Below are 25,089 nucleotides of genomic sequence, written 5' to 3'. Positions count from 1 at the left end.
AGGCGTTAATGGAACAGGGGCGAATGCCCTGCCCGTTCATGATCCGATCTTCGACACTGCGTGAGCTGCAACCCGTGAAAGACAAAACCTGAACCCCGCAAAAGCGGACACTTGAACTTGGCCGGGAAGCGGACATCTGAAAATGGCTTTGACATTACTTGTCACAGCTTTTTTGTAATGTCTGATTCGGGGGTGCGGCGGAATTCTTGGACTTCTTCATGTCGTCAGCCCCAAACCCCGAGCCCATTCACGAAGCAGCACTCATGCATTTCACGCAATAGTGCGATGAGAACAATGCAATAGACATCCAATTTCGGCGCCGCTCTAATTAGCACGCTCATTCTATTTTTGAGCGTCGTTCACATAACTAGAGGAGACATACATGCGCTTTCGCGTGCATGGAGTGTGCGGCATTGCACTGGCGCTTTCCGCCGGTGGCGCAGCGGCAGCCGATTCGAGCGTCACGTTGTACGGCGTCGCCGATACCTATCTGCAGTATCTCGGCAACGGCGGCACCCATACGTTCGCCATGAAGAGCGGCGGCTCCACCGGCTCGCTATTCGGCCTCAAGGGCGTAGAAGACCTTGGCGGCGGTCTGACGGCCCAGTTCACCGTCGAGTCAGGCTTCAACATCAACAACGGCGGCCTTTTCGCGGATACGAGCACATTGTTCTATCGTCAGTCGTGGGTAGGGCTCAAGGACGAGCGCTATGGCACGCTCACATTCGGGCGGCAGTATGACGCGAGCTTCCGCGTTGTTTACCCGACCGATCCGTTCAAGGTCGACGAGGCGCTCTCGCCGTTCGCCGCCTTCGTACTCACACCCGACCGCAACACGCTCTCCACGCAGTACGACAGCGGCCGCCTGAGCAACTCGATCCTCTATCAAACGCCCCGGCTTTACGGCGTGCAGGGCTATGCGATGTACGCCTTTGCCGCCACGGTCACGCAGCCCGTTCCGGCAACCACGGGCAACGCGCTGAATGTCGGACTCAACTACACCGGCGCAGGCCTTTACGCCGGATTGGCATACATGTACCAGCATCCGGGTACGGAAACGATTGCGGCACTCCCCGGCCCGCTCGCGCTACTCGGCACGGAGCATTTCATTGCCGCACTTGCTTACCGTATCGGGCCCGTCAATCTTCAGGCGAACTACTCGTATCAGCGTGCGAACGACCCGGCGCCACACACGCTTGCCGCCGTGGTCGGCACGGCGCATTCGGTGAGCATCGCTGAAGTCGGCGCGACGATTCAGGCCACCTCCGTCGACGAAATCCAGCTCGCCGCGCTCTATCGAAACGTACGCGGCGCGCACGACAACACGCCGGGCTTCCAGATTGGCGCCGATCACTGGATCTCCAAGCGAACGAGCTTCTACGTGCGCGCGGGCTACTTCAAGAACAACGGCAGCGCGACCACGAGTTGGCCCGGCGTTAGCGTGACCGAACCGGGCGCCAAACAGTACATGGCCGCGCTCGGCATGACGCACCGCTTCTAGGTTGCAATGTGAGGACAGTTGTGCGACGCGGGAACCGCTGCCGTCAGGCACCGTTCCCACGCTTTTTCCCGTTTACTCTGCTCACCGCAGTCATATTCAGCCGCGCCCCCCAACCTGTACCTCACGACGGGCGAAGGAGACGTCGTCGCAACGCGCTAGAAGCGCTTCTGCAAGCCGAGGCGTAGTGCAATCTGCTTGTCCGTGGCCGAAGGGCTGAAGCGCGTATTGAATGGCCGCGCCCGCGATTTGCGTGGTGCTCGCCGACACATAGCCGCATCGACCGGTTACGACTGCGGCGTGGTAGCCGAGCCGAACGATCCGAGGTTGTTGACCGTGGCGAGGCCCTTGTTCGGCGTGCTGCCGTAGAGCGAGACATTCGGATCGCGCGCGTTGATGTAGCCCGCCCATTGGCCCGTGGCCGTGAGTGGTTGCACGAAACCCGTATAGGTGTCGTACTGGCGACCGAAGGTGAGGCTGCCCGCGTTCGCACTCGTTAGGCCCACGAATGCCTGACGCCCGAACATCGCGCCACCCTGCCCCAGAATGCCGTTGTTGACCCGGAATCCGTTTTCCAGCACGGAGAGCGCCTTGAGGCCGTCGCCCAGATCTTCGCTCACACGCACGCCCCAGCGGCTGCCCGCCACGCCGTTCGCGCTGCCGTCGCTCATGGCACGCTTGCGTGCACCGCCGTTTGCGTGTTGCTCGCATAGGTGAGACCGACGTCGATCAGCCCGTACAGCGTGACGCTGCTTTGCGCCTGAGTCGCCGTCCAGGCCAATGCGAGATGCCGGTTTTTCACTCGATGCGTCTCTATTTTATATCGTTATCCTGATTATTATTCGCGGAAATGAGCCGCCGGATCGGCACCGGCGGGCATCGTGAAATCGAATAGCAATGCGGGTTGCGGCTTCCGGAGCGCATACTCCGGGCCCTTGCACTCAGGCGGCCTGGCGCGCGATCGGCGGATAGACGAAGGTGCGCGCGAGGTGGGTCTCGCGCGGCACATACAGTCGCAGCGCGAGGTAGAAGCGGTCGTTCGGTGCTGGCAGCCAGTTGCGTCGCAGCGTCGGGTCCGATGGCATGTTCGCCGAAATGGCGATACGCAGACCGCCGTCGGCGTCGTACTCCAGGCCTCGCGTGCGGTCGCCGAGCGAGTAACGGCCGATGGCGTTTTCGGCCAGCATATACGTCGCCTTTTCGTAGGCGGTGAGTGACCAGAACGCGTCGACGGCCGGCAGGTTGCTCGGTGCGAAGTGCAGGACATAGGAGGCGTTGCCGTCGAGCGTAGCGCCATCTGCGTCGGTATCGGCGGTGATGTACATCGCTTCCTCGATACCGAGCGCGCCGATATAGCAGAGCGCAACCTGGGCACGCTCGCGGTAGTTTTCGCCGAAGGTTGCGCGCACATCGACTGGCAGCGCCCACCCTCCGCCCAGCGCGAGCGGCGGCTCGCCGGCAAGTTCGTGCGTAACGTGAGCGAGCGCGCGTTCCAGCGCGTCGCGCTGCGCCGGGTCGAGCACGTTGTCCATGCATGGCGCGCCAATGCCGCATGCAGCAAAGCGCGCCACGACCGCTTGCGCCTCGCGCGGCGGCGGGTGGTCGGCCAGCAGCCGGTTGACGACTTGCGCGAAGCGCTCCGCGTTGCCGAGCATTTCGGTGGGCTGAACGCCGGCGTCGATCAGCTTGGGGATCTGTGCCGCGCTGCCCGGCGCGGGCTCGACCGTCAACTGGTCCTGCAGGTGTACGCCCGCTGCGAGATCGGCTTCCCCGTCCACGAGAATGCGGCCGATGAGCCATACCGTATCGGTCGGACAAGCCATTGCGCGCATGCCCGCGGGTACCTCGCCGTGCCACTCGGGCCCGTGCAGGAAGAATGCGCCGGCCTCGTTGCCAGTGGTGCGGGTGCCGATATAGCCGAACGGGTTCGTGTAGAGATCGAGCAGGCCGAGCACGTAGTACCGCGTGTTCATGGCAGGCACCCGGATCACGAGCGGGCCGTCGCTCAGGTCGAACCATGCGCTCGAATAGAGCGTGTCGTTGTTGGGCGTGACCACGCGACGGTGTTGCGGGCCGAGCAGCACGCGCGTATGGAACCATTCGTTGGCCCAGCGCTTGAGCGTTTCGGGCGAATCACCCGCGTAGCGCCCAGCATGGTCGACTCGCGGACAGGTGGCCGAGCGCATGCGCGCCATTTCGTAGAGCGGCAACGCGAACTGCACGGCTTCGACGGCGAGGTCGTAGTCGGCGTTCTCGGTGCCGGTGGCCGAATTGGCTGGCGTTTCAGGCGATTCGATGGAAGACGTCATGGGTTGTACGGTTGGATCGGGTTGAGGGTCGCGCTGCGTGACGAGTGGGGGCGCGGCGCGGTTCAGGCGGCGACGGCGCGCACCGGCGGAATCACATAGCGTCCTTCGAGGAACGACGCCTGCGGATGGTAGAAGCGCAGAATCAGATAGAAGCTGCCGGCTGGCGCAGGCAGCCAGTTCGTTTGCGAGGCCGGCGCCTCATGCTGGATCTCGATGCGCAGGCCCCCGTGCTCGTCGTATTGCAGGCCGTGCGTGCGGTCGCCAATGGCGTAGCGGCGGACGGGGTTGTCGGCGAAATAACGGTCCGCGCCATAGAGCGAGAGCGACCAGAGCGCATCCACCGGCGGCAACTGGCCAGGCGGGAAATAAAGCTCGTAGCGGCGGCCACCGTCGAGGTTCTCACCCGCTTCGTCGAAGTCGGCTGTGGCGTAGACAGCTTCGTCGGCCGCGAGCGCGCCCAGTCCCTTCATGGCGATGCATGCGCGCAGCAGATGCCCGTGGCCGTAGCGGCCAAGGCCGAGGCTGTAGGTCCAGCTACGCCGGGTGCGGCTTGCCGTGAAGGCGACAATGAGGCGCTGCGCGTCGGCGTAAGCCTCGCGCAGGCCCTGCTGCACGGACTCGGGCAGCGCAGCCATGCTGCGCTCGCCCGGCGCGCGAATGCCCACGCGTTCGAGCGCGCTCACGAGCGCGGCTTCGTCATTGCACGGCGGCAGGTCCGCGAATGACTGAAAGACGTTCTGGAAGAAGTCGAGCGCGGCGTCGCCGCTGTCGTGCCATTGCCCCACGCAAACCGGGCCCGCACCGCGCGTGCCGTCGAGACGGAAGGCGCTGGCGGCCTGCTGCGCCTGCGCGAGATCGTCGTCGCCTTTCACGAGCACTCGGCCAAGCATCCACACGAGCTTCGTGGGGCATGCCACGGGCTTACCGTCGCTCGTTGGATGTTGCTCCGGCGTGTGCAGTACGAAGCGGCCGCCACGCGTGCCGGCGTTGCGCGGGCTGAGGTTCACGAAGTTGTTCGTGAAGGCGTCGAGCAGTTCGACCACGTAGTAGCGGTCGTCGTCCACTGCGGGAATGTCGAGCACCACCGGCCCGCCGGAAAGGTCGATCCAGGCGTTCAGGTAGAGAAAGTCGTTGGCCGGCGTGACGATATCGCGGTCTTCGTGCGTCCAGCGGTGCGTGCTCGCATGAATCGTATTGAAGGGCCGGCGCAGCGGGCTCGTGGAGTGCGGCAGCGTATGCAGCGCACAGGTGCGCACGACTTCCACGACAGGATAACGCGCAATGGCCAGCGGACCGGCGCACATGCGGACCAGGGTGACAACCGGGTCCTCACGCAGCTGGTTTGCCTCTGGTTCTACGACTGACATTGTTTGGTTGTACATAGTAATACTCACTGTAACGGATTGCGACAAGCTGAATGCGGAAGCGACGTTACTATGCGTCGCGTTCGAGCGTAATAACGGCGTCGGCGGCGATGAGCCCTTGCGGCGTCACGATGAACGGATTGATTTCGAGCGTTTCCAGCCGGTCGCCGATCGCCGCGCCCACGCGGGTCAGCGCCATCAGCGTGGCGGCGGCTTCGTCGAGCGAGAGGACCGGGTTGCCACGGTGTCCGCGAAAGAGCGCGGCCACGCCGCTCGCTTCGAGCATGGCCAGCGCCCGTTCGCGAGTGAGCGGCGCGAGGCCGAAGGCCACCTTGCGGCACAACTCGACGCCGGTGCCGCCAAGGCCCGTCATCGCGACAGGGCCGAACACCGGATCGCGCTTCACGCCCACGATCATCTCGCCCCACCCCTTTACCATCCGTGCGATCACCACGCCTTCGAATCCGCCCGGCAAGTCTGCCTGCGCGGCAGCGCTTGCGATGGCGTCGAAGCCCTGGCGCACGGCCGCTGCATCGCGCAGGTCGAGCCGCACGCCGCCAATATCGCTCTTGTGCAGCACGTGGCGCGAGCGCAGCTTGAGCGCGACCGGAAAGCCCACTTCCTGTGCCGCGTCGACAGCCTCGCTCGCGCAGCGCGCCACGCGATGCCGCGCGACAGGCACGCCAGCTCGGACAAGCAGTGCCATCGCTTCGGCTTCGTCGAGAGCGGCGGCATCGGGCGGCACGCTCGCGGGAAAGACCACGCGTGCGCTCTCGCCATCAATCGTTGTTGCATCGAGCGAGGCATTCGTCTCGCGCGCACGCAACAGCGCCGCCACCGATTCCATTGCGTGCACCGGCTCGCGGAAGACGAGCACGCCACGCGCTTCGAGCCAATGCCGATTGACATCGTCGACGAGACCCGAGAGCACGAGTGGCACGTTTGCGCCGCTGGTTGCGACACGCTCGACGGCCTGCTCGATCGCGGCCCACGCGGCCGGCGCATTGCCGCCGCCGGCGACGAATGCCACCACGCTGCCATAGGCGCCGCAAGTGACGGCGTCGACGAGCGTGTCGGCCAGCACGTCGGCCTGCGCGACGATCTGGCCCGTCACGTCGACAGGGTTGGCCGTGGAGGCAAACGCAATGCGCTCGCGCAGGCGTGCGCTGCATGCTTCGGGCAGCGTCGGCAGTTCGAGTCCGAGCGCTTCGGCGCGGTCGGCCATCATGATGCCAACGCCGCCCGAAACGGTAACGATGGCCGTGGCGGCCGACTGCGGCCGGCGCCCTTTCGAAAGCGCATAGCCGAGGCGAAAGAAGCCGTCGAGCGTATCGGCGCGAAACACCCCGTATTCATCGAACACGGCCTGATACACGGCATCCTCGCCCGTGAGACTCGCTGTGTGCGACTGCGCGGCCCTTGCGCCTGTAGCCGTGGTGCCCACCTTGGTGATGACCACGGGCTTGCCGGCGGCGCGCGCGGCGGCAAGCGCCTGGCGCAGCCTGGGGCCGTCCGTGCAGCCCTCCAGATACGCGAGGATGACCGTCGTATCAGGATCGTTGGCGAGCCAGGCAATGGCGTCCGCGACCTGCACGCCGGCTTCGTTGCCGGTCGTGATCCAGTGGCTCAAGCCGAGCCCTGCTTCGCGGGCGAGCGCGAACGCATAAGCGCCGAACGCGCCGCTCTGGCTCACCAGCGCCACGTCGCCCACGGGCGGCGCACCGGCTAGTGCCACGGGCGAGAACGTCGCGTAGACGCGTTCGCGCAGGTTCATCAAGCCGAGGCAATTGGGGCCGAGCAGCGTGACACCGCCCTGCGCGGCCATGCGCGCGAGATTGCGCTGCACCGCGCGCCCGGCCTCGCCCATCTCCGCAAAGCCCGCCGTGAACAGCACGGCGGAGCGCGCCCGATTGCGCACGAGCTGCGCGATCACGTCGGGTGTGGCGTGCGCGGGCACGGCCACGATCGCGAGATCGACGGGCTCGGGCACAGCGTCGAGCGTGGCATGGGCAGTCATTCCCTGTACCTGGGCAGCCTTCCCGTTGATCGCATAGATGCGGCCCGCATAGCCATGTTCGCGCAGCAGTCGCAGCGGCATGCCGCCGACTTTGGCGGCATCGGCGGAAGCGCCGATTATGGCAATCGAGGCAGGACGCAGCAGTGGCGTGAGATCGATATTCCGCATGGACGTTAGCATTCCTTTTTATGCGATGATCGGGCAGCTCACTGCTCGCCCCGTGCGAGCGGAGGGACAAGACAAGCATCCTGCGCTACGAGCGCACGCGCCGCGAAGCGGCGGCGGTCGGAGGCCGGATCGATCAGGATGGCCGCGATAATGCCGGCCACAACCGAGAACACGCCGGCCAGCATCATGCCGGTGCGATACCCGTCGAGCTGGACTGCGGCATGGTCGATCACCTGGCCCATCACGGCGGGCGTGATGAGTCCGGCGAGCGTCGTGATGCAGATGTTGATGCCTAGCACTCCGCCGCGCTGCGCCGGCGGCACGATCTCGCCGGCGAGAGTCACGCCCGTTACGAACGTGAACGAAGCGAGCGAGAACGCGATCGTCACCGCGAACACGAGCAGTAGCCCGGCCGGGAGCAGCGGCATGAGGGCGAGCGCCACGCCAGATACCACCACGGCCGCCGCGCCCAGCGTGCCGCGCGCATGGCGGCTCGACACGCCGCGCGCCATCAGGCGCTGCGACCACCAGCTGAGCAGCGGCGAAGCCACCATCTGGCCGAATGCGGGCAGCACAACGATCCAGCCGACCTGCGTGAGCGAATAACCTGCCACGCGCACAAGATAGCTCGGCAGCCAGATCGTCGACATTGTGAGGATCACATAGGCGGCGAAGCCGCTGAGATCGCTGCCAATACAGGTTCGCGCGAGCAGCAACGCGGCGAGCGGAATGCGTTGCGGCAACTCAGGCACCGGTGAATGCACGCGCAGGGAATCGGCAGGGTTCGCGGGCCGCCCCCCCTGCGCGGCGTGTGAATCGAGTGCCCCCTCCTTGCCGATCCACAACCAGGCTATGCTCCAGACCACGCCAACCACGGCCAGCATGGCGAACGCAGCGTGCCAGCCGAAATGGACGATCACGGCAGTGATAACCGGCGCAATGAGGCCGGCGCCGAAGGATGCGCCGATCGTAAGTACTGCCGATGGAACCGTGCGCTCGTGGTCGGGAAACCACTTGTAGAGCGCATGCACGGCCACTGGATACGCGGGTCCCTCGCTCGCACCCAGAAGCACATGCGAGACAATCAGCGTAAGCGGCGTTGCGAATACGAGCAGCGGCACCTGCGAAAGCGACCACGTGAGCGCCATCGCCAGCAGCAGCCAGCGCGCCTTCACGCGGTTAGCGAGCAGACCGACGAGCAGCGCGGAAATCGAGAAGAACGTGAAGAAGCTCGCCGCGATGCGTCCGAACTGTGTGTGCGTGAGCCCGAGCTCGCGCATGATCGGTTCGGCGGCGAGACCGATCAGGGCCTTATCCGCAAAGTTGATGGCGAGGAAGAAAAACAGGCCGACGACGATTACCCATCGCTGACGCCTGTAACGTGTCTCTGATGTCATTGTGTCTCCATTTGCGGCTATTCCTTTGCGCGCCGGCGTGAAGCGGTCGCCCAAAATTGCCGTTTCGGGAGATTGAACGACGAAGAGACAAATAATACAACTGCATAATTTGCATTGTATCGATGCGATCAGTGCATTAATTGTCGTGCGGGTAGTGCGCTGCCGCAACCTCCTGAACAACGCGAATGGCCTGTTCCGCTGCGGGCGAAAGCGTGCGTCCGGCCAGATGGATGATGCAGAACTGGAGCCAGAGCGGCTTGCGCGAGGGCAGCGAGAGCGGCACGAGGTCCGCCATGCGCGACGCATTCGGGAACGCATGCGTGGTGAGCAACAACAGTGCGTCGGTCTTGCGCGCGTACTCCTGCAGCACATTCACATCGTTGCAGACGAGATGGAAGTCCAGTTCGTTGCCAGGCGCATAGCGCAGCCATTTGCGCAGCCCATCGCGCATTGCGTCGGGCAGCGGCACGGAAATAACCGGAAATGCCTGCAGCTGGTGGGTCTCCACAGTGGCCAGGCGCGCGAGCGGGTGGCCTTCACGTACGTACCAGCCCGCGCGATGCCTGGGCAGCGGGATTACATTGACCTCGCTGACGGTCGGCGCGCCGCGAATATCCACGATCAGAAAATCGAGTTCCTCGCTGTAGAGCGATTCGAGCGAATTTTTCCAGTTGTCGATGCGCGCGTCGATACGCATCTGCGGATGCTGCTGCGCGAGGTTGTCGAGCACCGCGGGCAGCAGCATGGCCGCCGGATACGGGCCTGCCCCGAAGCTCACCGAGCCGATACTGTGGTCGCGCAGCAAGTCCACGTCGCGCACCAGACAGCGCGCCTCGAACAGCACTTTCTTCGCTCGGCGCACCACGGTTTCGCCCGCGGACGTGATCTGCACGTCCCGGGTGGTGCGGTCGAAGAGCGCCATGCCGAGTTCTTCCTCGATGGACTGGATGCTACGGCTGAGAGCGGGTTGGCTTAGGTGCACGCGCTGTGCGGCGCGGGCGAAACTGCCCTCTTCCGCGAGGGCGACCACATGTTCGAGTTGGCGTAGGTTCATGGCGGACGCGACAGGCTAATCGGTCGGCGCAGGCAAGCCCTGCGCCGCGAAACAGCATAGCCTGGACGGGCACCGCACGGCACGTGTCTTCTGTCGCGGCTCTCTACAGTGTGAAAATACCCACGATCGGCCGTTGCTCCTTCGAGAACGGACGGCGATTCGCGTCTACGCACCAGACCGTTCGGCTGCACATCTGCACTCAAAACCGGACGGCATGTTACCTACGCCGCCACCGGCGGTCTCACTGAAAAGTCGCGTTGACAGTCAATTGGACAGCATTGCCCTTCGGGCGATTGCTCACGTTGAACTCGTTTACCCAACGCAGCGTCGCGGCAACCGGCGTCCTGTCGATCTTGCCAGTCCACGTCACCATCGGCCCGATGCCCACTGCGTGCCCCTGCGCGCCGCCAGTCAGTTGTGCGATTCCGCCCGTATCGTTGCCCACCTGCTGGATGTAACCGCCGATGATCCCGACACCCCAGCCGCCCGCAAAACGCTTGAGTGCCAGGACATCCAGCACGCTGACCGGTGCGTTGTGATATTGCGTGGCACCGTTCCGCGTATAGAACTCCAGTCCGTAGTTGAGCGAGAACTCGATGTTTGCCGCCGGGAAGAGGTGCGTGTATGCGATGGTCGGCGTGAACGTCCAGGTGTTCTGGCCGGCGTTGGCGAGGCGGTCAGGGCTGTAGGCACCCGTGGGCGCGTAGATTTGAACGCTCAGCGCAACGTGATCGAGTTTCGTCAGGTGGTAGCCGGCCACCACAGGCGAAAAGAACACGTCGGCAAACTGCGTACCGTGGTCGTTCGGCAAAAGACCATGGAACGAGGAAACGTCCGTATATTGCACGGGCACGCCGAACGACGTCGCGAAGTTCCAGCCGCCCGCGGTGATGCCCCATGTTTTCACCGCATTGATCAGCGTGTATGAGATCGTGTAGTCGAGCCCCGCCGTCACCTTCCCCGCGATCGGCAGCGTTTTGCTCGCGCTCACTGAGCCCTCGTAGTAGATCGTGTTGAGCGAGACGATCCAGTCCGAGGTAGGCGGAACGATACCGGCATAGGGTGCGATCTGCATGCCGGTGATCGGGCGGCCGATACCGCCTTCAGTCGCGCCGGCATGAAACGAAGCGCCCAGCGCGCCGAAGCACGTCAGTGCGGCCAGTAGGCTTGTCGATGTTCTACGCACTTTGATCGTTGTTGCCCTGTTCGAATCCAACGTGATCGTGTAATGGCTTCCCGCGGCTAGGTGTTTGCCTGCGCAATGTCGGGCAAGCGCCAGCTACGGTCGAACCACGGCTGCAGCGGCCCGTACAGGCGGAAGATCGTGAACCACGACTTGCCAGGAATCGTCTGCACCCAGTTCGATTCGTGGCCCACCGGCGCACTCGGACCAAAAAACAGATCGACGGAACCGTCGGCGTTCTTTTGCAGACTCTGCTTTTCGCTCGACAGGCTCGGAAACCGCTGGTCGGTCTGCAGCATCGAGCGCGTCTGCGTGTCGTAGATCACCACCGACCAGAAGTCCTTCACGGGCACATTGGGCGGCACGCGCAGCACGTAGTGCTTCGCGCCGTCGAACGGCTTGCCGGCCGCGTCGACGTTCGCCGCCGCGTATTGCGAGCCGATGCCGGGCATGGCCACCGCCATCGCGGGGGTGTCGATGGTTGCGGCGTAGAAAAACATCGTGCGTGCGTCAAAATTGCGCGCGCCCTGGTTCAGCCATTCGTAACTGCCGCCGATGAACGGCGTTGTCCAGTGCCCGTCTGGATAAATCAGTGCGGCAGGATTGCGGTTCGCGAAGTCAATCGTGCGGGCGGTGGCATTGCCCACTGCAACGGCATCGGTCAGGATGGCCTTCGTGTGTGCGTCGGGCGCAAACGGCTTGCCCTTCACCATGCCGATCGAGGCAAACAGTCCCGTCATGTCGGGTCCATAGGCACCGGCCGGCTCTTCCTGAACGATCTGGTTGATCTCATCGTAGAACTCGATGTTGTTCGCATGGACCGTGTTCATGGTCTTGCCCGACAGGTCGATGAACCGCGTGGCGGGCGGATTCGCGGCCTGCGCGAGCGGATAAACACGCAACCCTGCCTTCAGGCTCGCCGCGCCTGGTTTCGGGTCGCCGTTCCTCATGAACGCGCGCCCGAACAGCAGGTTGCCGAAGGTCGGCGACTTCACGATGTAGTAGCCGCTCGACGGCAGCTTGCCCGTATAGTCCGGCGGCACGAACAGATACTTGCCGCCTTGCCCCTTGTCCGGGCCTGCGTTGCCCATGTCGGTGACGTAGCGGAACCAGAAATCATCGACCACGCCGAGGATGTTGGGCGGTGTTTCGACCACCATCGGGCCGTGTTTCAGGTCCATCCAGTTCCAGAAGTAGACAGTCTCCGAGTTCGGTGTCAGAAAGATCGATTTCGAATCCATCAACGACGCGAATACGCCGATAGTACTGCCGGTCGCGCCCGCGTCGCGCAACGCCTGGCGGATTGCCACCATCGACGCGCCTGGTATGCCGTTCAGGAACGCTTCGACGCCACGCATGAACACGAGGTTGTCGTACACCTTCTCGGCGGTTTTCGACGTGGGTACGCCGTCGAAGTACTCGAGCTTGCCGATACGCGTGTCGACCGTGGCTTGCGTGATGATCTGCTCAGGGATCGGAGTCGTCATCGTGTAGCTTGCCGGCGGTGCTGCGCTCGTGCATGCGGCAAGCGTGGCCGCGATGATGGACAGGGAAAACGAACGTGTCATTGCAGGAAGCATTGGATCTCCAGTTACGACAAACTACCTGGCGACGCGCTACGCGCTGCCACGAGAGATATCAGTCACGAAGGTAGAACCCCGTCGCCCGGCTTGTTCATTTCGCTTGCACGAAGTCGCCGGGCTTCCAGCTCTTGTCGAACGCGGCGGCCTCCGGACCATAGATCCGGATATAGGCGAACCAGCCTCTTCCTGGCACAGTCTTGATCCAGTGGTCCTCGTGCCCCTTCGGCGCGGCCGGGCCGAAGTACAGTGTCACTGGCTTGCTCTGATCCACGTCCTTCAGCTCGAACAGCGAGCGCAACGCGGCATTGTCCTGGTCGGTCTGAACCTGCGAGCGCGTAGCGGCGTCGTAAGCGGTTACGGACCAGAAGAGCTTGTCCGGCACAGGCTGCGGAATTACCAGCGTGTAGTTCTTGCCACCATCGAGATACGCGCCTTGAGCGTCTCGAGCGCCAAGCCAGTAGAGCGAGCCCGCCCCTGGGTCGCGCCGGAACATGGCGGGCGAGGTAACAATGGCCTGGGCAAACCAACGATCGCGAGCGTCGAGGTCGATCCCGCCAGGCGTTTCGAACTGGGCACTGCCCGGCACGAGCCCCACCCACTCCCACTGCCGGTCGGGCCAGGCTTTCCGGTCAGGGCGGTCGCTGTCGAATGCGGATACCAGCATCTGGCTGCGTCCCTTGCCCGCGGCATTTACAAGCACGGCCTTCAGCTTGTCGTCGGGATTGAATGGCTTACCCTTCTCGATGCCGAGTTGGGCGAGCAGTCCATACATGGGCAGGAAGGCAGGATTCTGCGGCTCTTCCTGAATGATCTTGTCGAGGACTTCCCAAAACTGAATATTGTCTTCCCAGCGAAGCGACGAACTGTCCATCGCGCGTTTCGTGGTGTCCACGGCCTCAAGCGCCGGGCTGCTGGCGCCGCCTTCGGACCAGCGCCGGATCTTGACGGCGCGCAGCGCATCCATTGCCTTCGGAATATCTCCGCCGACCGGCAATGCGCGAACAGCAAGTAGATTCTTCAGCGTCGGAGAACGGGCAACGTAGTAACCGTCGGGTACCGTGCCCTTCCATCCCGGCGGCAGGATCAGGTGCTTGCCGCCTTTGCCCGCGTCAGGACCAGGAAGGCCGAGGTCCTTGACCCAGCCCTGGTTGTGGTCGTTGACAAGACCAATGTACGGCCCAGGCGGCAAGTCGATCTCGATCGGCCCCTGTGACAAGTCCAGCACCGCTGAGCCGTACGGGGTATCCGAGTTCAGTGTGAAGCCCACTTGCCTTGGGCCCGCGGCCGCGATCCCCCACTCCTTGCCGTCCTGAATGCCAGCCGTACGAGTGCCGTTAAATATGCCTTCCACCGATACCGTTGGATACCAGAAGCGATAGGTGACGACGGCCGTTTGCAGCACTTCGTCGGCACGCGTGCGCTCCGACGTTTGCGGCGTGGGATAGCCACGATCGAAGTCGTATCCCATGTTGTCTTTCGCGTGGGCCGCCGTGCCGGCACAGGCGAGAAGCAGTGCAGCAATCAAGCGTCGATGCATAAAGGCTCCTGTAGGAAGGAAAAGCAATTACGCTGCGGTGCGCTGCAGATCATGCGGTTTTCAGCGTAGGCATTTCTTTATTCTTTGTTCCAGGCGGTTCTTCATGTCACAGGAAAACCCAGACTGCAAGATATGGAGGACGCGGACGGCCGTATTCGGTGCGACCGGATTGGTAGACATGCATCACGCATGTCGCTCGCGCTTTCGCTCGTAAGCCACTGCCGGGTAGCTTTTCAGGCCAATAGAAACTCGGTGGCAATTGTTTGCCCTCTCGGCTTCGTCCACCGATGATTTCCCCCTTTTCTAATAGCCCATTTTCGATGCTTTACTACTTTTAGATTGCCGGCCATGCGGAATTTAGCTTTGACGCATCAAAAGAATATCAAGCATCTATAATTTTTGCATCAGTCATTGACTCAATAGTTGTCCCTGAACAATTCGTTTCTCGTGCCGTCGGCGTCACGCGGGGAAGTCGGCGGCAATGAAACAGTTGAACAAGGCAGCGAGAATTAAGGCACAAAGAAGCCGCAGGTTCCTTCCAGTGCTTCAGCCAGCATGTGTCTGCTATGCCGACGGGCCCTGAATGCGTGGCGTGATCGATGAACCGGGAGCTGAGTCCCGCGGTAGCAAAAGTTCTCAAACAGTTGCATTATCCGCTGGACGTGACGTTACTCTGCGTTCGGTAGTACGTGGCATATCCGCTGAGCCTGCGTCATCTCGAACAGATGATGGCCGAGCGCGGGATTGTGATCGATCACTCGACGATTCATCGTTGGGCGCTCTAACTCTTGCCGGTCCTGGAGAAGGCGTTTCGACGGTGCAAACGGGCGGTCGGCAAGAGCTGGAGGATGGACGAGACCTACATTCGAATCAGGGGTGAGTGGCAGTATCTTTACCGGGCTGTCGATAAGGCAGGCAACACCGTCGATTTTCTGCTGCGAGCCCGACGGGGTCAGATGAACGACGGCCGTAAGGCACTCACTCCCGCGCAGCAATTCTATTCTCTCTCTGCATAAGCAATCCTCTGTATTTCAGCGCTCTCGCCGGCCATCTTCCTTATTGCGACAGAACCCGATCAGCTTCTGCTGCCGTGGACTGGTCGGCCCATCAGCAAGCTGGCCTGGCTGCGGCAATCACCGGGGGAGCCGCGCGCAAAGGCCGTTCTGGCCCATATCGATCGTTTGCAGGCGATCCGCGCACTCGACTTGCCGCCGGACATCGGCCGCAACGTCCATCAGACCGGCTACTGCGTCTGGCGCGTGAAGGCGGACAGACCGCCGTCTATCAGATTGAGGAATATGAAACCGACCGGCGTCACGCCACCTTGATTGCGATCCTGCTCGACACGACCGCGACACTGACGGATGAAATTCTGAACCTCCACGATCGACTGATCGGCTTGTTCTTCACCAAAGCCAAGCACAAGTACGAGAAGCGTTGGCGGCCGAGGGCAACGCGGTCAATGACAAGGTGCGTCTCTACGCGAAGGTCGGCGCAGCATTGATCGCAGCGAAAGACGCGGGCGACGATCCGTTCCTGGCCCAGCCCTACGGCAGCAGCGCGAAATCGACGAAAGCCTGATCTCGCACGTCGCCCCGCTCGGCTGGAACCACATCGACCTGACCGGCGACTATGTATGGCATGCCAATAGGCGCGTCGCCAAGGGGCGATTCCGACCGCTGCGCGTCAGAAAATCGACCGGGGCGTCTTAACGTACGAAAAAGTACGTTTCTTGAGGGCACCCCGAATCGCGGCATCGAGGTGCGCCGGGCCGAACGCGTGCCGGGCACGAAGAAGCCACGCGAGTTCACGCAGGGGACATGGAAGCGGTGATCGTGAAGCTGGTGCAGCCCTCAAAACCAGAGTCAAAACCTGGCCGGCGGCGTGCCAGGGCCCGCTGAATGGACGTAAGCGCCCTGCTGCTTCAGACGCTATCCTTCAACACTGAGTGGAGATCGAACCCGGGAAAGACAGAAGCAAATCTCTCTAAAACCGGACATTTCTATTGAGCCGGAGATCGGACATCTGTATCTGGCCGGGACATTATAATGTTCGCAAACGACAAAACTCGTTGCATCCCATCCCATCTCACCGATCACCTTCAACGACCGCGGGCTTACCGCCCGCGGACCTCCGCCCAATCTTTCTAGCCGTAACGATAGACCCCGCGCCCAGTCTTCCGACCCAGACGTCCTGCGGCCACCAGTTCACGAAGCAGCGGGCACGCGCGGTACTTCGAATCGCCGAAGTCATGGTAAAAAACGTCCATGACCGAAAGCACCACATCGAGTCCAACGAGATCAGCAAGCGCCAGCGGCCCGATCGGCTGATTCGCTCCGAGACGCATGCCGGTATCGATATCCTCGGCTGGCGCGACGCCTTCCGCGAGCAGGAAGAAAGCCTCGTTGATCATCGGCACGAGAATGCGGTTGACCACGAAGCCCGGCGAATTGCGCACGCTGATCGGCGACTTGCCGAGCCGCACCGTCAACTCGTGGACCGCCTCCGCTGCGGCGCTTCCGGTTTCGAGGCCCCGGATGATTTCGACGAGCGGCATCAACGGCACCGGATTGAAGAAGTGCATGCCGACGAGGCGCGACGGGTCGGCAAGCGCGGCGCCAAGCGTGGCGATCGAGATTGAAGACGTATTGGAAGCCAGAATGGCGTCGGGACGCGCGACTGCTTCAATCTGCTTCAAAATGCGCAGCTTCAGTTCGAGGTTTTCGGTGGCTGCTTCGATGATCAGCCCAGCAGCACCGAGGCGCTGATAATCGGTGCACGTCTCGATGCGGGCAAGCGCGGCCTCGCTCGCCGCCGCGTCCAGCTTGTCTTTCGCGATGAGCCGATCGAGGCTTCCCTTCAGCGCGGTAAGACCTTTGTCGAGCGCGGCTTCGCTGACGTCGACCACAATCACGCGCACGCCAGCGAGCGCGGCGACCTGCGCGATGCCGGAACCCATCGTCCCGGCGCCCACGATTCCCAATGTTTCGATTTGCATGGCTTTATTTGGTGCGCCCGAAGGCGCACTCAACTCACTGGACGTTTTCGAAAATGGCGGCGATCCCCTGCCCGCCGCCAATGCACATCGTGACGAGCGCGTAGCGGCCACCAATGCGCTTGAGTTCGTGCAGCGCCTTCACGGCGATCAGTGCGCCGGTCGCGCCAATGGGATGGCCGAGCGAAATACCCGAGCCATTGGGGTTCACCTTTTCCGGGTCCAGACCCAGCTCCTGCGTGACCGCGCATGCCTGGGCGGCAAAGGCCTCGTTCGATTCGATCACATCGAGGTCCGCGACGGACAGCCCCGCGCGCTGCAACGCAAGACGCGTAGCCGGCACCGGCCCGATGCCCATGTAAAGCGGATCGACGCCCGCATGTGCATATGCCACGAGTTTTGCCATCGGCGCGAGGCCGCGCGCCTCGGCCGCTTCGCGCGACATCAGCAGCATGGCTGCGCCTGCGTCGTTGATGCCGGAGGCGTTGCCCGCCGTGACCGTACCGTTCTCTTTCGCGAATACGGGCTTGAGCTTCGCGAAGTCGTCGATCGTGGCGTCGTGGCGCAAATGTTCGTCGGTGTCGAAGACGGTCTCGCGCCCTTTCACCGTGCGCTTGACCGGCACGATCTGGCTGGCGAAGCGGCCCTCGGCGATCGCTCGCGCTGCGCGGCGATGCGACTCGAGCGCAAGATTGTCCTGTTGCTCGCGCGTGATGCCGTAACGGCCCGCGACATTCTCGGCGGTCACGCCCATCGGCACAGTGTGAAAAGGATCATTGAGCGCGCCCAGCATCATGTCGATGAGGCGTGCGTCGCCCATACGTGCGCCGAAGCGCGCCTCGGTCGTGATATACGGCGCGCGGCTCATGTTCTCGGCGCCAGCGCCGATCGCCACGTCAGCATCGCCGAGCAGAATGGTTTGCGCGGCGGAAACGATCGCCTGCAGGCCGGAACCACACAGCCGGTTGACGTTGACCGCAGGCGTCGATTCGGGAATGCCGGCATTGATCGCGGCGACGCGAGACAGGTAGAAATCCCGCGGCTCGGTGGCGATCACGTTGCCGAACACCACATGCCCCACGTCCTTTGCCTCGACGCGGCTTCGTGCGAGCAGTTCGCGCACGACGATTGAACCGAGTTCGGTTGGCGGCACATCTTTCAGGCTGCCGCCGAATTTGCCGATCGCGGTCCGCACACCGCCCACCACCACGACTTCCCTATTCATATGGATTCCTCAGTTATCTGTCTGCCGCCTGTGAAGCGCCGACGCAGCCTGTTTCTACCTCTGGTCCCGACCTGTTCAGGAAGTACCCAAGGCACGCCGTGGCAATCCTAGCGCCAACCGGCGCCTGACAGACTGATCAAACCGGCCGACATACTGACAAAACTGGCCATGTCATGCCGTCCACGGCGGCCGGACCGTGGAACGCGGTCGCCCCTGTTAAGGTTTTGTTAAGGGGCCGATGCGTAGAATCGCCTTTGACAACCGGAACCCCCTTCAAGTTTTAACGCAAGAACGGGCGTGAAAACAGAGGGCCCCCATGGACGCAGTCGAAACACTGAACCGAACGTTTTTTATCGCACTCAATGCCACACCCGCGACGCCGCATTGGCTCATTACCGCGGGCACGCTGATCGCGGACTATGCGATCCTGGTGGTCCCGGCCATGCTGGTGGCGCTATGGCTGACGGGCTCGGACGAACGCCGCGCGTTGGCGGTGCGCGCCTGCTTTGCCGGCTTGCTGGCTCTCGGCATCAACCAGTTGATCGGTCTGGCGTGGTATCACCCCCGCCCTTTCGCCAGCGCAACGGGCCATACGTTTCTCGCCCATGCTCCCGATTCTTCGTTTCCTAGCGACCATGTGACGTTGCTTTCCGCAGTTTCGTTCACCTTCCTGTACGGCGGAAAGCGGGGAATCGGCTTGCTTGCCTTGTTCGTCGATATCGCCGTTGCCTGGGCTCGCATCTTCGTCGGCGTGCACTGGCCATTCGACATGATCGGCGCGGCGATCGTCGCGTGGCTGGCCTGCATGATTGGCAGCCCGTTATGGCGCCTCGCGGGCGTGGCGGCGACCGGCGCGTTGATCGCGCTTTACAGGAAGGTTCTCGCTGTCCCGATTGGCTTGCGATGGTTACGGCCGTAGTGAGCCCACCATCTTCGCGTTTCCTTTGTTTTCCAGATCGGAGAGGATCGGACTCCCGCGGCGGATAGCGGCTATCGCACCTTGAATATTCGATCGCGCGACAGCAATTCCCATATCCAGAATGATCTCGGCCGGCACGCGCGAGTCGATACAACTGAGGGCGATTGCTGCAGGATACTGGCCGCTGGCGCTCGCTCTCTTCTGCGCGAGGAAGTCCTGCTTTTTCATTTTGCCGGTACGAAACCGCTCGTCGCCGGCTTTCATCATTTCGATGATCCGATCGGGAGTCAGCGCATTGCGCTGCGATTCGGACAATGCCGCCGCCTGGATATCGGCCGCCGTGAACGGCGTGCCGGCAACGAGCGTCGCCACGCTTATGCCGGCCTGGCCAGCGTGAAAGAAACGTGAAGATGGTCAGACGGAGTGTATATCCAACTAGAAAGATAATCCTTCTTATCACTAGAGGCTTATTTCTACGCTAAACTTCGTCAGATGAAAACGCGTCACACACCCCTTGCCGCACCCGCTTCCACCGAGCCGCCCGGATTCCCCGACGCCGACGAACTCGCCGTGCTGCGCGCGTGGTATGCAGGCCTCGCCGTGCGGCCCGCCGTCGAGCGTTATCTCCCCTCGGCGCTCGGCGACGGGAAATCGGCGCGTGGCGTGCTCGGACGCATCCGGCGCAGGCTCGTCGCCCTCGCGCGCGCGGCGCATCGCGGCGATCTGGTGGCGCTGTTCGAACATCCCGTGGAGGAACGCGAGCGGCACGCCAAGGCTGTTGCGCAGGCAATCGACAGCCTGCGCAACGCCCGCCCGCCCGAACCCCAGATTGCTGACGACATCGCGCAGTGGTTCACGCCGCGCGCCGTGCGGGTGCTGTACGCGCACGGCATCACTACGCTAGCCGACCTCACTGTGCGTATCCCGCGCCGCCGCCAGTGGTGGAAGGCCGTGCCGGGACTCGGTGTGGCGAGCGCCCGCGCGATCGAGGCGTTCTTTGCGGCCTGGCCAGCACTCACGGAAAAGGCGCGCGCGCTCATCGTGGCGAGCCAGCGCGGCGACATCGCACCGTGGGAGTCACTCAAACTGCCGCACGAAGTCGACGGCTCCGAAGGCACTTTCCGTGCACCCCGCGCGACCTGCACGCTGGATGCGTCGAACGACTATGAAGCGATCCAGACCTGGCTCGCGCTGCACGAGTCGCCCGCCACGCAGCGTACCTACCGGAAGGAAGCCGAACGGCTGATCCTCTGGGCGATCGTCGAGCGGGGCCGCGCGCTCTCGTCGCTCTCGACCGAAGACGCCATCGCCTACCGCGCGTTCCTGCGCCATCCCTCTCCGCGCGGACGCTGGGTCGGCCCCGTGCGGGCACGCACGTCGCCGGACTGGCGGCCGTTCAACGGCAGCCTCTCGGCGCGCTCGGTCGCGCATGCGCTATCTATCCTCGGCGCGCTGTTCCGCTGGCTCATCGAGCAGCGCTACGTGCTCGCCAATCCGTTTTCCGGCGTGAAAGTGCGCGGCGCGAGCGGCGCGCAAGCACTCGATACATCACACGCATTCAGCGAAGGGGAATGGGCGCTCGTGCGCACGATCGCAGACGGCCTCGAGTGGTCGTACGGCTGGTCAGCGCCGGCGGCTCAGCGGCTGCGCTTCCTGCTCGATTTCGGCTATGCGACCGGCCTGCGCGCGAGCGAACTGGTTGGAGCCACGCTCGGCCACGTCGAAACAGATGCACGCGGCGATCACTGGCTGCGCGTGACGGGCAAGGGAAACAAGCTTGCGCGCGTCGCCTTGCCGCCGCTCGCGTGGGAGGCGCTCGCGCACTATCTGGCCGAACGTGACCTGCCGGTCGTGTCCGTGCGCTGGAATCCGGCGACGCCGGTCATCGGCAGTCTCGAGGCCGACAGCGACGCCGCGATCAGCAGCGTGCGTCTGTGGGGGGTGCTGCGGCGCTTCTTCCTGCTGGCCGCCAAAGCCATCGAGGCCGATCATGCGCCGCTCGCGGAAAAGCTGCGCCGCGCGAGTCCGCACTGGATGCGCCACACGCACGCCACCCACGCGCTCGGGCGCGGCGCCGAACTCACCACGGTGCGCGACAACCTGCGGCATGCTTCCGTTTCGACGACCTCGATCTATCTGCACAGCGACGAGGTCAAGCGCGCGCGGCAAATCGCGGACGCATTTGGCAAAGCGAAATGAATCCACGTTCAGCAGAAATAGGCGACCTGGCAGCCGCTTATTGGGCCGGCTTAGTCGGGTCTTCTTGCGCGAGCCGGGTCAAGACGTCGGCGAGTGCGCGAATCCTGGCCTGTGCGGCGCGTTGCGAGGGAAAGACGAGGAAATAGCCCAGTCCATTTTGCACGACCTCGCTGAACGGCATAACGAGTGCCCCCGCCTCAAGGCGCTCCTTCGCCATGCGAGGGTCGCCGATTGCGACGCCATGCCCCTGTGCCGCGGCGGTGAGCGTTAATTCGAGGGTATCGAACACGAGCCCGCCATCGGCGTCGCTCTGGGGCGCGCCAACATGATCGAACCAGCATCGCCACTCTCCATGACCGTGTCCCGGATGAAGCAATTTGACTTTGGCGAGATCCGCAACGGATTTCAGCGATGTGGCCAGCTCGCTCGTGCACATCGGCGTCAAGCGCTCCTCAAACAACGGTATCGCGTCCATCCCCGCCCAATGTCCGGCTCCGCGCACGACCACGGCGTCGACATCGGGCGTAGTGAAATCCGGCGTATCGTCCGCCGATGTGTAGATGCGCAACTCTGTGCGGGGCAGCGCGAGATTGATCGCCGACAGCCGTGGCAGCAACCAGCGAATCGCAAACGTGGACGGTAACCGCAAGGTGAGAACCGCCGCGGATTGAGCGTGAACGTCTGCGTGTCGAACCAGTAGCGTGAGCAGATTGATCGCCACCGTCAGCAGAGCATTGCCTTCTGCTGTCAGCGTCAGCCCTGACACATGGCGCACGAACAGCGCACATCGATAGTGGTCTTCCAGTTGCCGGACCTGACGACTCACTGCCCCCTGCGTTCGGCACAGGTGGTTCGCGGCCTTGCTGATGCTGCCAAGTTCCGCCGCTGCGACGAATGCCTGGTACGCGGACAGTGGCGGTAACGCGCGCGTGAGGTCAGCCAGAGGATATGCACGATCCGCATACCCGGGTTGCGAATTATTCGATTGTTCGGTCATCGCTGCGTCGTTATCGTGGCTGCGTCATACCCGCGCTCCTTCGTGCGGGCAGACCTGTCAAGATACGCTCGGAGAATGATTGTGGGTTCATCACAGGAAGCACTATACACTCGGCAGATTCGCACCTACCTGAGCGACCTGGAGCGGGGCGACATCGCTGCAATCTGCGCCCTGTTCACGCCAGACGCGCGGATATTCTCGCCTTTTCTCGGCTGGATGCGTCCCGCGCCGTTCTTTGCGAAGGTCAATGCCGCGTCGGGAGCAAGCCGGATCAGCCCCATTGACATCTGCGTCAGCACAACGGGAGCGCGACGTGCGACGGGTTATTTCGTCTACGACTGGGGGCTGAAAGACGGCTCTGCAGTGAAATTCGAGTGTGTGGATGTATTCGAATTCGACCAAAGCGGTCGCATCGAGCAGATGATCATCGTCTACGACACGCATCCCATTCGCAACACGGTAGGCGACAAATACGCGTAGCAGCGGCGGAAGCTCTGCCGCGCGATGCAATAGTTGGATGATGCGCCGATGGCCGACTCGTTGTTGTTCGCCCAGTTGAAGTTGTTCAGGAACAGGCCCCCGCTTCCGAATAGTACCGGTTCGGCGCGGGAAAGACCCCTGTCATGACTTCAATCAGGAACGGGCCGTCATATCGACTTGCTTCACCAAGAACATCGTCCAGCTCGTCGATTCCGCTAACCACGCGTGCCGCCACACCAAACGACGATGCAAACGCGGTCCAGCTATGACGGGGCAGTCTGGTGAACTGCTCCGAAATCAGACCGCCCCTCATCGCATCGATGTGAATTGCACCGTGCGCAGAGTTGTTCAGGACGACGTAGATCACTTTGACGCCGTAGCGAGCTGCCGTCTGAATCTCCGTTCCGTGCATCATCATGCATCCGTCGCCTGTGACTACGACGCAAGGGCGTTCGGGGGACGCAAGCTTGACGCCAATTCCGGCTGCAATAGCCCAGCCCATCGGCGCGAGAGCGTTGGACGAAAAGTAGTTGCCCATACCCGACGACAGCCAGTAGTGGGCCATGAATATACGATGGGCACCGGAGTCCACCACGACGTTGCTGTTGGTGGGCAACAGTTTGCACAGGCGCTTGATGACGGCGCCAGGATAAAGCGATTCATTACCGCTGGAGGTCTGCTGCGCGGAAAAATCCTCGAATTGGCCGTCGTACAGGGGAGTCTGGCTGACCCCGGCGATCCATGCCCTCCTTCTTTCGAGCACTTTCTGGAAATCGTCGCTGGCGCCCGTGTTGATCCGGGCAAGCAACCGGAAGCTAGCCCCGATTCCCGAGAAAATGCTGCGCTGGGCAATGTGCCCCATCGGCGGCTGATCAAAGCCATCATCGAAGACAAGCAGATCCTTCCCCTCGGTCAGCTTCCTGCTCCAGTTCATGCTGTCGCGCTGGTTCAGATCGCTGCCAAATACAACGAGCGCGTCAAGCTCGTCCGAATTGATCACACGTGCGGCGCGCGAATGGCTTGAGAACCCGTAGATGCCCAGCGCGAGTTCGTGTCCCTCGGGAAAGGCACCCTTGCCTGCCAGCGTCGTCGCGACCGGAACGTGAAATTTCTCGGCAACCTCAAGAAGCGCCCTTGCAGTTTCCGCGTCATTCCCGCGACTACCAATCAGAAACGCGACTTTCTTCGACTGGAGCAGATAGAGGCGGCACAGGGCATCCAGCGCGGTACGGTCAGGGGGCGCTTCACCCAGATTGAATTCGTGCTGGGCGTAGGGTCGCCGTGCTACCTGCGGACCGGGAGGGACGTCCTGCTTTTGAACGTCAACAGGGATACTGATGAATGACCGCGCCCGACGCATCCAGTTCAGCCCGTCCGTCGCACGACGTAGCTCCGCCTGAACATTATCCTTGTTCTTCAGCTCGACCACGTCCGTCATCAGACCTCTGACCACGCTACTTTCATAGATGCCGCCTGATGTCGCATCCTGGAACGCCCCTTTACCCTCCGCTGTCGACGAAATCGCTCCCGCAATATAGAGCATCGGAATCCGGTCTGCCTGCGCGGCTGCCATGCCGGGCACGAAGTTCATGGTACCGGGACCGGAAATTCCTGCGCAAACGCCGAATTTGCGGCTAGCGCGCGCATAGCCATCGGCCATGAAAGCGCTGCCCGTCTCATGAGCGCCAACGATGCCGCGAATGGATGGTGAATCATCAATCGCAGCCAGAAGCGGGTAAATCAGCTTTCCGGGGACCAGAAACACGTGGCCTATTCCCGCGGACTCGAGCGACTTCACAACTACCTTCGATACGTTGGGGGAAGCGGAAGATCTCATGGTCTTTGATTGCGATCCGGACAGAAGTCAACATTCGGATCCTGCCGCTCTCCATCCCGGGGTAATGCACGGCTTTGCGGATTTGAAATGCACCGAAGCCGGCGACAACCGATGCCTGGAGACAGCAAGATGGCCTTTGACACACTGCACATGGTGCTGCAGTCGTGTCTCGCGCTACTTCAACGGGCCCGCTCGTAACGCGGCCCGCGTGTCTCCATCCGGGAGTTCCTCGTCGCCGGCTGCGGCAACATACGGCGAGCGTCATCGTGGCTCTGCGTCCACTCGACCTGCCTGCGCTCTGTTCTGAATCGCCGCCCAAACCTCGCA

19 protein-coding genes and 2 pseudogenes are annotated in these 25,089 nt (G+C 62.7%); 6 read left to right on the top strand and 15 right to left on the bottom strand.

Going from position 1 to position 25,089, the window contains the following annotated elements; genetic code table 11:
* The first annotated feature begins 382 nt into the window (after window positions 1–382).
* Window positions 383–1,501 carry a porin gene (locus tag AB3X99_RS20710; RefSeq protein WP_368617982.1) on the top strand — a complete coding sequence of 373 codons (1,119 nt, stop codon included), beginning with the start codon at window positions 383–385 and terminating at the stop codon, window positions 1,499–1,501.
* 392 nt (window positions 1,502–1,893) lie between these two features.
* Here AB3X99_RS20710 and AB3X99_RS20705 read toward each other — a convergent pair.
* The 9 genes and pseudogenes from AB3X99_RS20705 to AB3X99_RS20665 all read right to left on the bottom strand — a co-directional run.
* A pseudogene (locus AB3X99_RS20705) lies at window positions 1,894–2,300 on the bottom strand (porin); the annotation flags it as partial.
* 139 nt (window positions 2,301–2,439) lie between these two features.
* Window positions 2,440–3,807, bottom strand: a complete 1,368-nt coding sequence (locus AB3X99_RS20700; RefSeq protein ID WP_368617981.1) for a DUF1254 domain-containing protein — start codon at window positions 3,805–3,807, stop codon at window positions 2,440–2,442.
* 62 nt (window positions 3,808–3,869) lie between these two features.
* Window positions 3,870–5,174, bottom strand: coding sequence for a DUF1254 domain-containing protein (locus AB3X99_RS20695; protein ID WP_368617980.1), 1,305 nt, complete (start codon window positions 5,172–5,174; stop codon window positions 3,870–3,872).
* Window positions 5,175–5,241: 67 nt separating this feature from the next.
* Window positions 5,242–7,356, bottom strand: a complete 2,115-nt coding sequence (locus tag AB3X99_RS20690) for an acetate--CoA ligase family protein (protein ID WP_368617979.1) — start codon at window positions 7,354–7,356, stop codon at window positions 5,242–5,244.
* Window positions 7,357–7,394: 38 nt separating this feature from the next.
* Window positions 7,395–8,753 carry an MFS transporter gene (locus AB3X99_RS20685; protein ID WP_368617978.1) on the bottom strand — a complete coding sequence of 453 codons (1,359 nt, stop codon included), beginning with the start codon at window positions 8,751–8,753 and terminating at the stop codon, window positions 7,395–7,397.
* A 136-nt stretch (window positions 8,754–8,889) separates the two neighbouring features.
* On the bottom strand, window positions 8,890–9,807 hold the full coding sequence (locus AB3X99_RS20680; protein WP_342946138.1) for a LysR family transcriptional regulator: 918 nt from the start codon (window positions 9,805–9,807) through the stop codon (window positions 8,890–8,892).
* 241 nt (window positions 9,808–10,048) lie between these two features.
* Complete coding sequence (locus AB3X99_RS20675; RefSeq protein ID WP_342946137.1) at window positions 10,049–10,993, bottom strand: transporter; 945 nt, start codon at window positions 10,991–10,993, stop codon at window positions 10,049–10,051.
* Between the two features lie 56 nt (window positions 10,994–11,049).
* Window positions 11,050–12,558 carry a DUF1254 domain-containing protein gene (locus AB3X99_RS20670; RefSeq protein WP_368606490.1) on the bottom strand — a complete coding sequence of 503 codons (1,509 nt, stop codon included), beginning with the start codon at window positions 12,556–12,558 and terminating at the stop codon, window positions 11,050–11,052.
* 106 nt (window positions 12,559–12,664) lie between these two features.
* Window positions 12,665–14,110, bottom strand: coding sequence for a DUF1254 domain-containing protein (locus AB3X99_RS20665; protein WP_368617977.1), 1,446 nt, complete (start codon window positions 14,108–14,110; stop codon window positions 12,665–12,667).
* A gap of 599 nt (window positions 14,111–14,709) precedes the next feature.
* On the opposite strand from AB3X99_RS20665, the pseudogene AB3X99_RS20660 reads away from it, so the two are divergent.
* Window positions 14,710–15,060: pseudogene (locus AB3X99_RS20660) on the top strand (IS6 family transposase); the annotation flags it as partial.
* 293 nt (window positions 15,061–15,353) lie between these two features.
* On the opposite strand, the gene AB3X99_RS20655 reads toward AB3X99_RS20660, so the two are convergent.
* Window positions 15,354–15,533 carry a hypothetical protein gene (locus tag AB3X99_RS20655; protein WP_368617976.1) on the bottom strand — a complete coding sequence of 60 codons (180 nt, stop codon included), beginning with the start codon at window positions 15,531–15,533 and terminating at the stop codon, window positions 15,354–15,356.
* A gap of 14 nt (window positions 15,534–15,547) precedes the next feature.
* Here AB3X99_RS20655 and AB3X99_RS20650 point away from each other — a divergent pair, with 14 nt between their 5' ends.
* Window positions 15,548–15,691 (top strand): hypothetical protein, encoded by a 144-nt coding sequence (locus tag AB3X99_RS20650; protein ID WP_342946133.1) that lies wholly within the window; start codon window positions 15,548–15,550, stop codon window positions 15,689–15,691.
* A gap of 565 nt (window positions 15,692–16,256) precedes the next feature.
* Here AB3X99_RS20650 and AB3X99_RS20645 read toward each other — a convergent pair.
* Both AB3X99_RS20645 and bktB read right to left on the bottom strand, forming a co-directional pair.
* The gene (locus AB3X99_RS20645; RefSeq protein ID WP_368617975.1) at window positions 16,257–17,108 is read right to left on the bottom strand and encodes a 3-hydroxybutyryl-CoA dehydrogenase; all 852 of its coding nucleotides are present in this window, start codon (window positions 17,106–17,108) and stop codon (window positions 16,257–16,259) included.
* Between the two features lie 34 nt (window positions 17,109–17,142).
* On the bottom strand, window positions 17,143–18,330 hold the full coding sequence (gene bktB, locus AB3X99_RS20640; protein WP_368617974.1) for a beta-ketothiolase BktB: 1,188 nt from the start codon (window positions 18,328–18,330) through the stop codon (window positions 17,143–17,145).
* A 316-nt stretch (window positions 18,331–18,646) separates the two neighbouring features.
* Here bktB and AB3X99_RS20635 point away from each other — a divergent pair, with 316 nt between their 5' ends.
* Window positions 18,647–19,249 (top strand): phosphatase PAP2 family protein, encoded by a 603-nt coding sequence (locus tag AB3X99_RS20635; RefSeq protein ID WP_368617973.1) that lies wholly within the window; start codon window positions 18,647–18,649, stop codon window positions 19,247–19,249.
* On the opposite strand, the gene AB3X99_RS20630 is transcribed toward AB3X99_RS20635, so the two are convergent.
* Window positions 19,238–19,621, bottom strand: a complete 384-nt coding sequence (locus AB3X99_RS20630) for a hypothetical protein (protein ID WP_368617972.1) — start codon at window positions 19,619–19,621, stop codon at window positions 19,238–19,240. The two genes, AB3X99_RS20635 and AB3X99_RS20630, sit on opposite strands and share 12 nt — an antisense overlap.
* Before the next feature lie 120 nt (window positions 19,622–19,741).
* On the opposite strand from AB3X99_RS20630, the gene AB3X99_RS20625 reads away from it, so the two are divergent.
* The gene (locus tag AB3X99_RS20625) at window positions 19,742–21,448 is read left to right on the top strand and encodes a phage integrase family protein (RefSeq protein ID WP_368617971.1); all 1,707 of its coding nucleotides are present in this window, start codon (window positions 19,742–19,744) and stop codon (window positions 21,446–21,448) included.
* A 37-nt stretch (window positions 21,449–21,485) separates the two neighbouring features.
* Here the strand turns inward: AB3X99_RS20625 and AB3X99_RS20620 are convergent, their stop codons facing one another.
* The gene (locus tag AB3X99_RS20620; RefSeq protein WP_368617970.1) at window positions 21,486–22,445 is read right to left on the bottom strand and encodes a LysR substrate-binding domain-containing protein; all 960 of its coding nucleotides are present in this window, start codon (window positions 22,443–22,445) and stop codon (window positions 21,486–21,488) included.
* 81 nt (window positions 22,446–22,526) lie between these two features.
* On the opposite strand from AB3X99_RS20620, the gene AB3X99_RS20615 reads away from it, so the two are divergent.
* Window positions 22,527–22,925, top strand: a complete 399-nt coding sequence (locus AB3X99_RS20615) for a nuclear transport factor 2 family protein (protein WP_368618000.1) — start codon at window positions 22,527–22,529, stop codon at window positions 22,923–22,925.
* 85 nt (window positions 22,926–23,010) lie between these two features.
* Here AB3X99_RS20615 and AB3X99_RS20610 read toward each other — a convergent pair whose 3' ends face one another.
* Complete coding sequence (locus AB3X99_RS20610; protein ID WP_368617969.1) at window positions 23,011–24,762, bottom strand: thiamine pyrophosphate-binding protein; 1,752 nt, start codon at window positions 24,760–24,762, stop codon at window positions 23,011–23,013.
* Window positions 24,763–25,089 lie beyond the last annotated feature (327 nt).

The organism is Paraburkholderia sp. BR10882 (assembly GCF_040948855.1).
In the GTDB taxonomy this organism is placed as follows: Bacteria; Pseudomonadota; Gammaproteobacteria; order Burkholderiales; family Burkholderiaceae; genus Paraburkholderia; species Paraburkholderia nodosa_A.
Note: the sequence above shows the minus strand (reverse complement) of the source record. Positions and strands in the feature narration are given on the sequence as shown.

Coding starts and splice junctions, on each gene's coding strand:
- AB3X99_RS20695 (WP_368617980.1), bottom strand. CDS start 5,174: ATGTCAGTCGTAGAACCAGAGGCAAACCAGCTGCGTGAGGACCCGGTT.
- AB3X99_RS20685 (WP_368617978.1), bottom strand. CDS start 8,753: ATGACATCAGAGACACGTTACAGGCGTCAGCGATGGGTAATCGTCGTC.
- AB3X99_RS20610 (WP_368617969.1), bottom strand. CDS start 24,762: ATGAGATCTTCCGCTTCCCCCAACGTATCGAAGGTAGTTGTGAAGTCG.
- AB3X99_RS20620 (WP_368617970.1), bottom strand. CDS start 22,445: ATGACCGAACAATCGAATAATTCGCAACCCGGGTATGCGGATCGTGCA.
- AB3X99_RS20690 (WP_368617979.1), bottom strand. CDS start 7,356: ATGCGGAATATCGATCTCACGCCACTGCTGCGTCCTGCCTCGATTGCC.
- AB3X99_RS20665 (WP_368617977.1), bottom strand. CDS start 14,110: ATGCATCGACGCTTGATTGCTGCACTGCTTCTCGCCTGTGCCGGCACG.
- AB3X99_RS20645 (WP_368617975.1), bottom strand. CDS start 17,108: ATGCAAATCGAAACATTGGGAATCGTGGGCGCCGGGACGATGGGTTCC.
- bktB (WP_368617974.1), bottom strand. CDS start 18,330: ATGAATAGGGAAGTCGTGGTGGTGGGCGGTGTGCGGACCGCGATCGGC.
- AB3X99_RS20635 (WP_368617973.1), top strand. CDS start 18,647: ATGGACGCAGTCGAAACACTGAACCGAACGTTTTTTATCGCACTCAAT.
- AB3X99_RS20625 (WP_368617971.1), top strand. CDS start 19,742: ATGAAAACGCGTCACACACCCCTTGCCGCACCCGCTTCCACCGAGCCG.
- AB3X99_RS20670 (WP_368606490.1), bottom strand. CDS start 12,558: ATGACACGTTCGTTTTCCCTGTCCATCATCGCGGCCACGCTTGCCGCA.
- AB3X99_RS20710 (WP_368617982.1), top strand. CDS start 383: ATGCGCTTTCGCGTGCATGGAGTGTGCGGCATTGCACTGGCGCTTTCC.
- AB3X99_RS20700 (WP_368617981.1), bottom strand. CDS start 3,807: ATGACGTCTTCCATCGAATCGCCTGAAACGCCAGCCAATTCGGCCACC.
- AB3X99_RS20680 (WP_342946138.1), bottom strand. CDS start 9,807: ATGAACCTACGCCAACTCGAACATGTGGTCGCCCTCGCGGAAGAGGGC.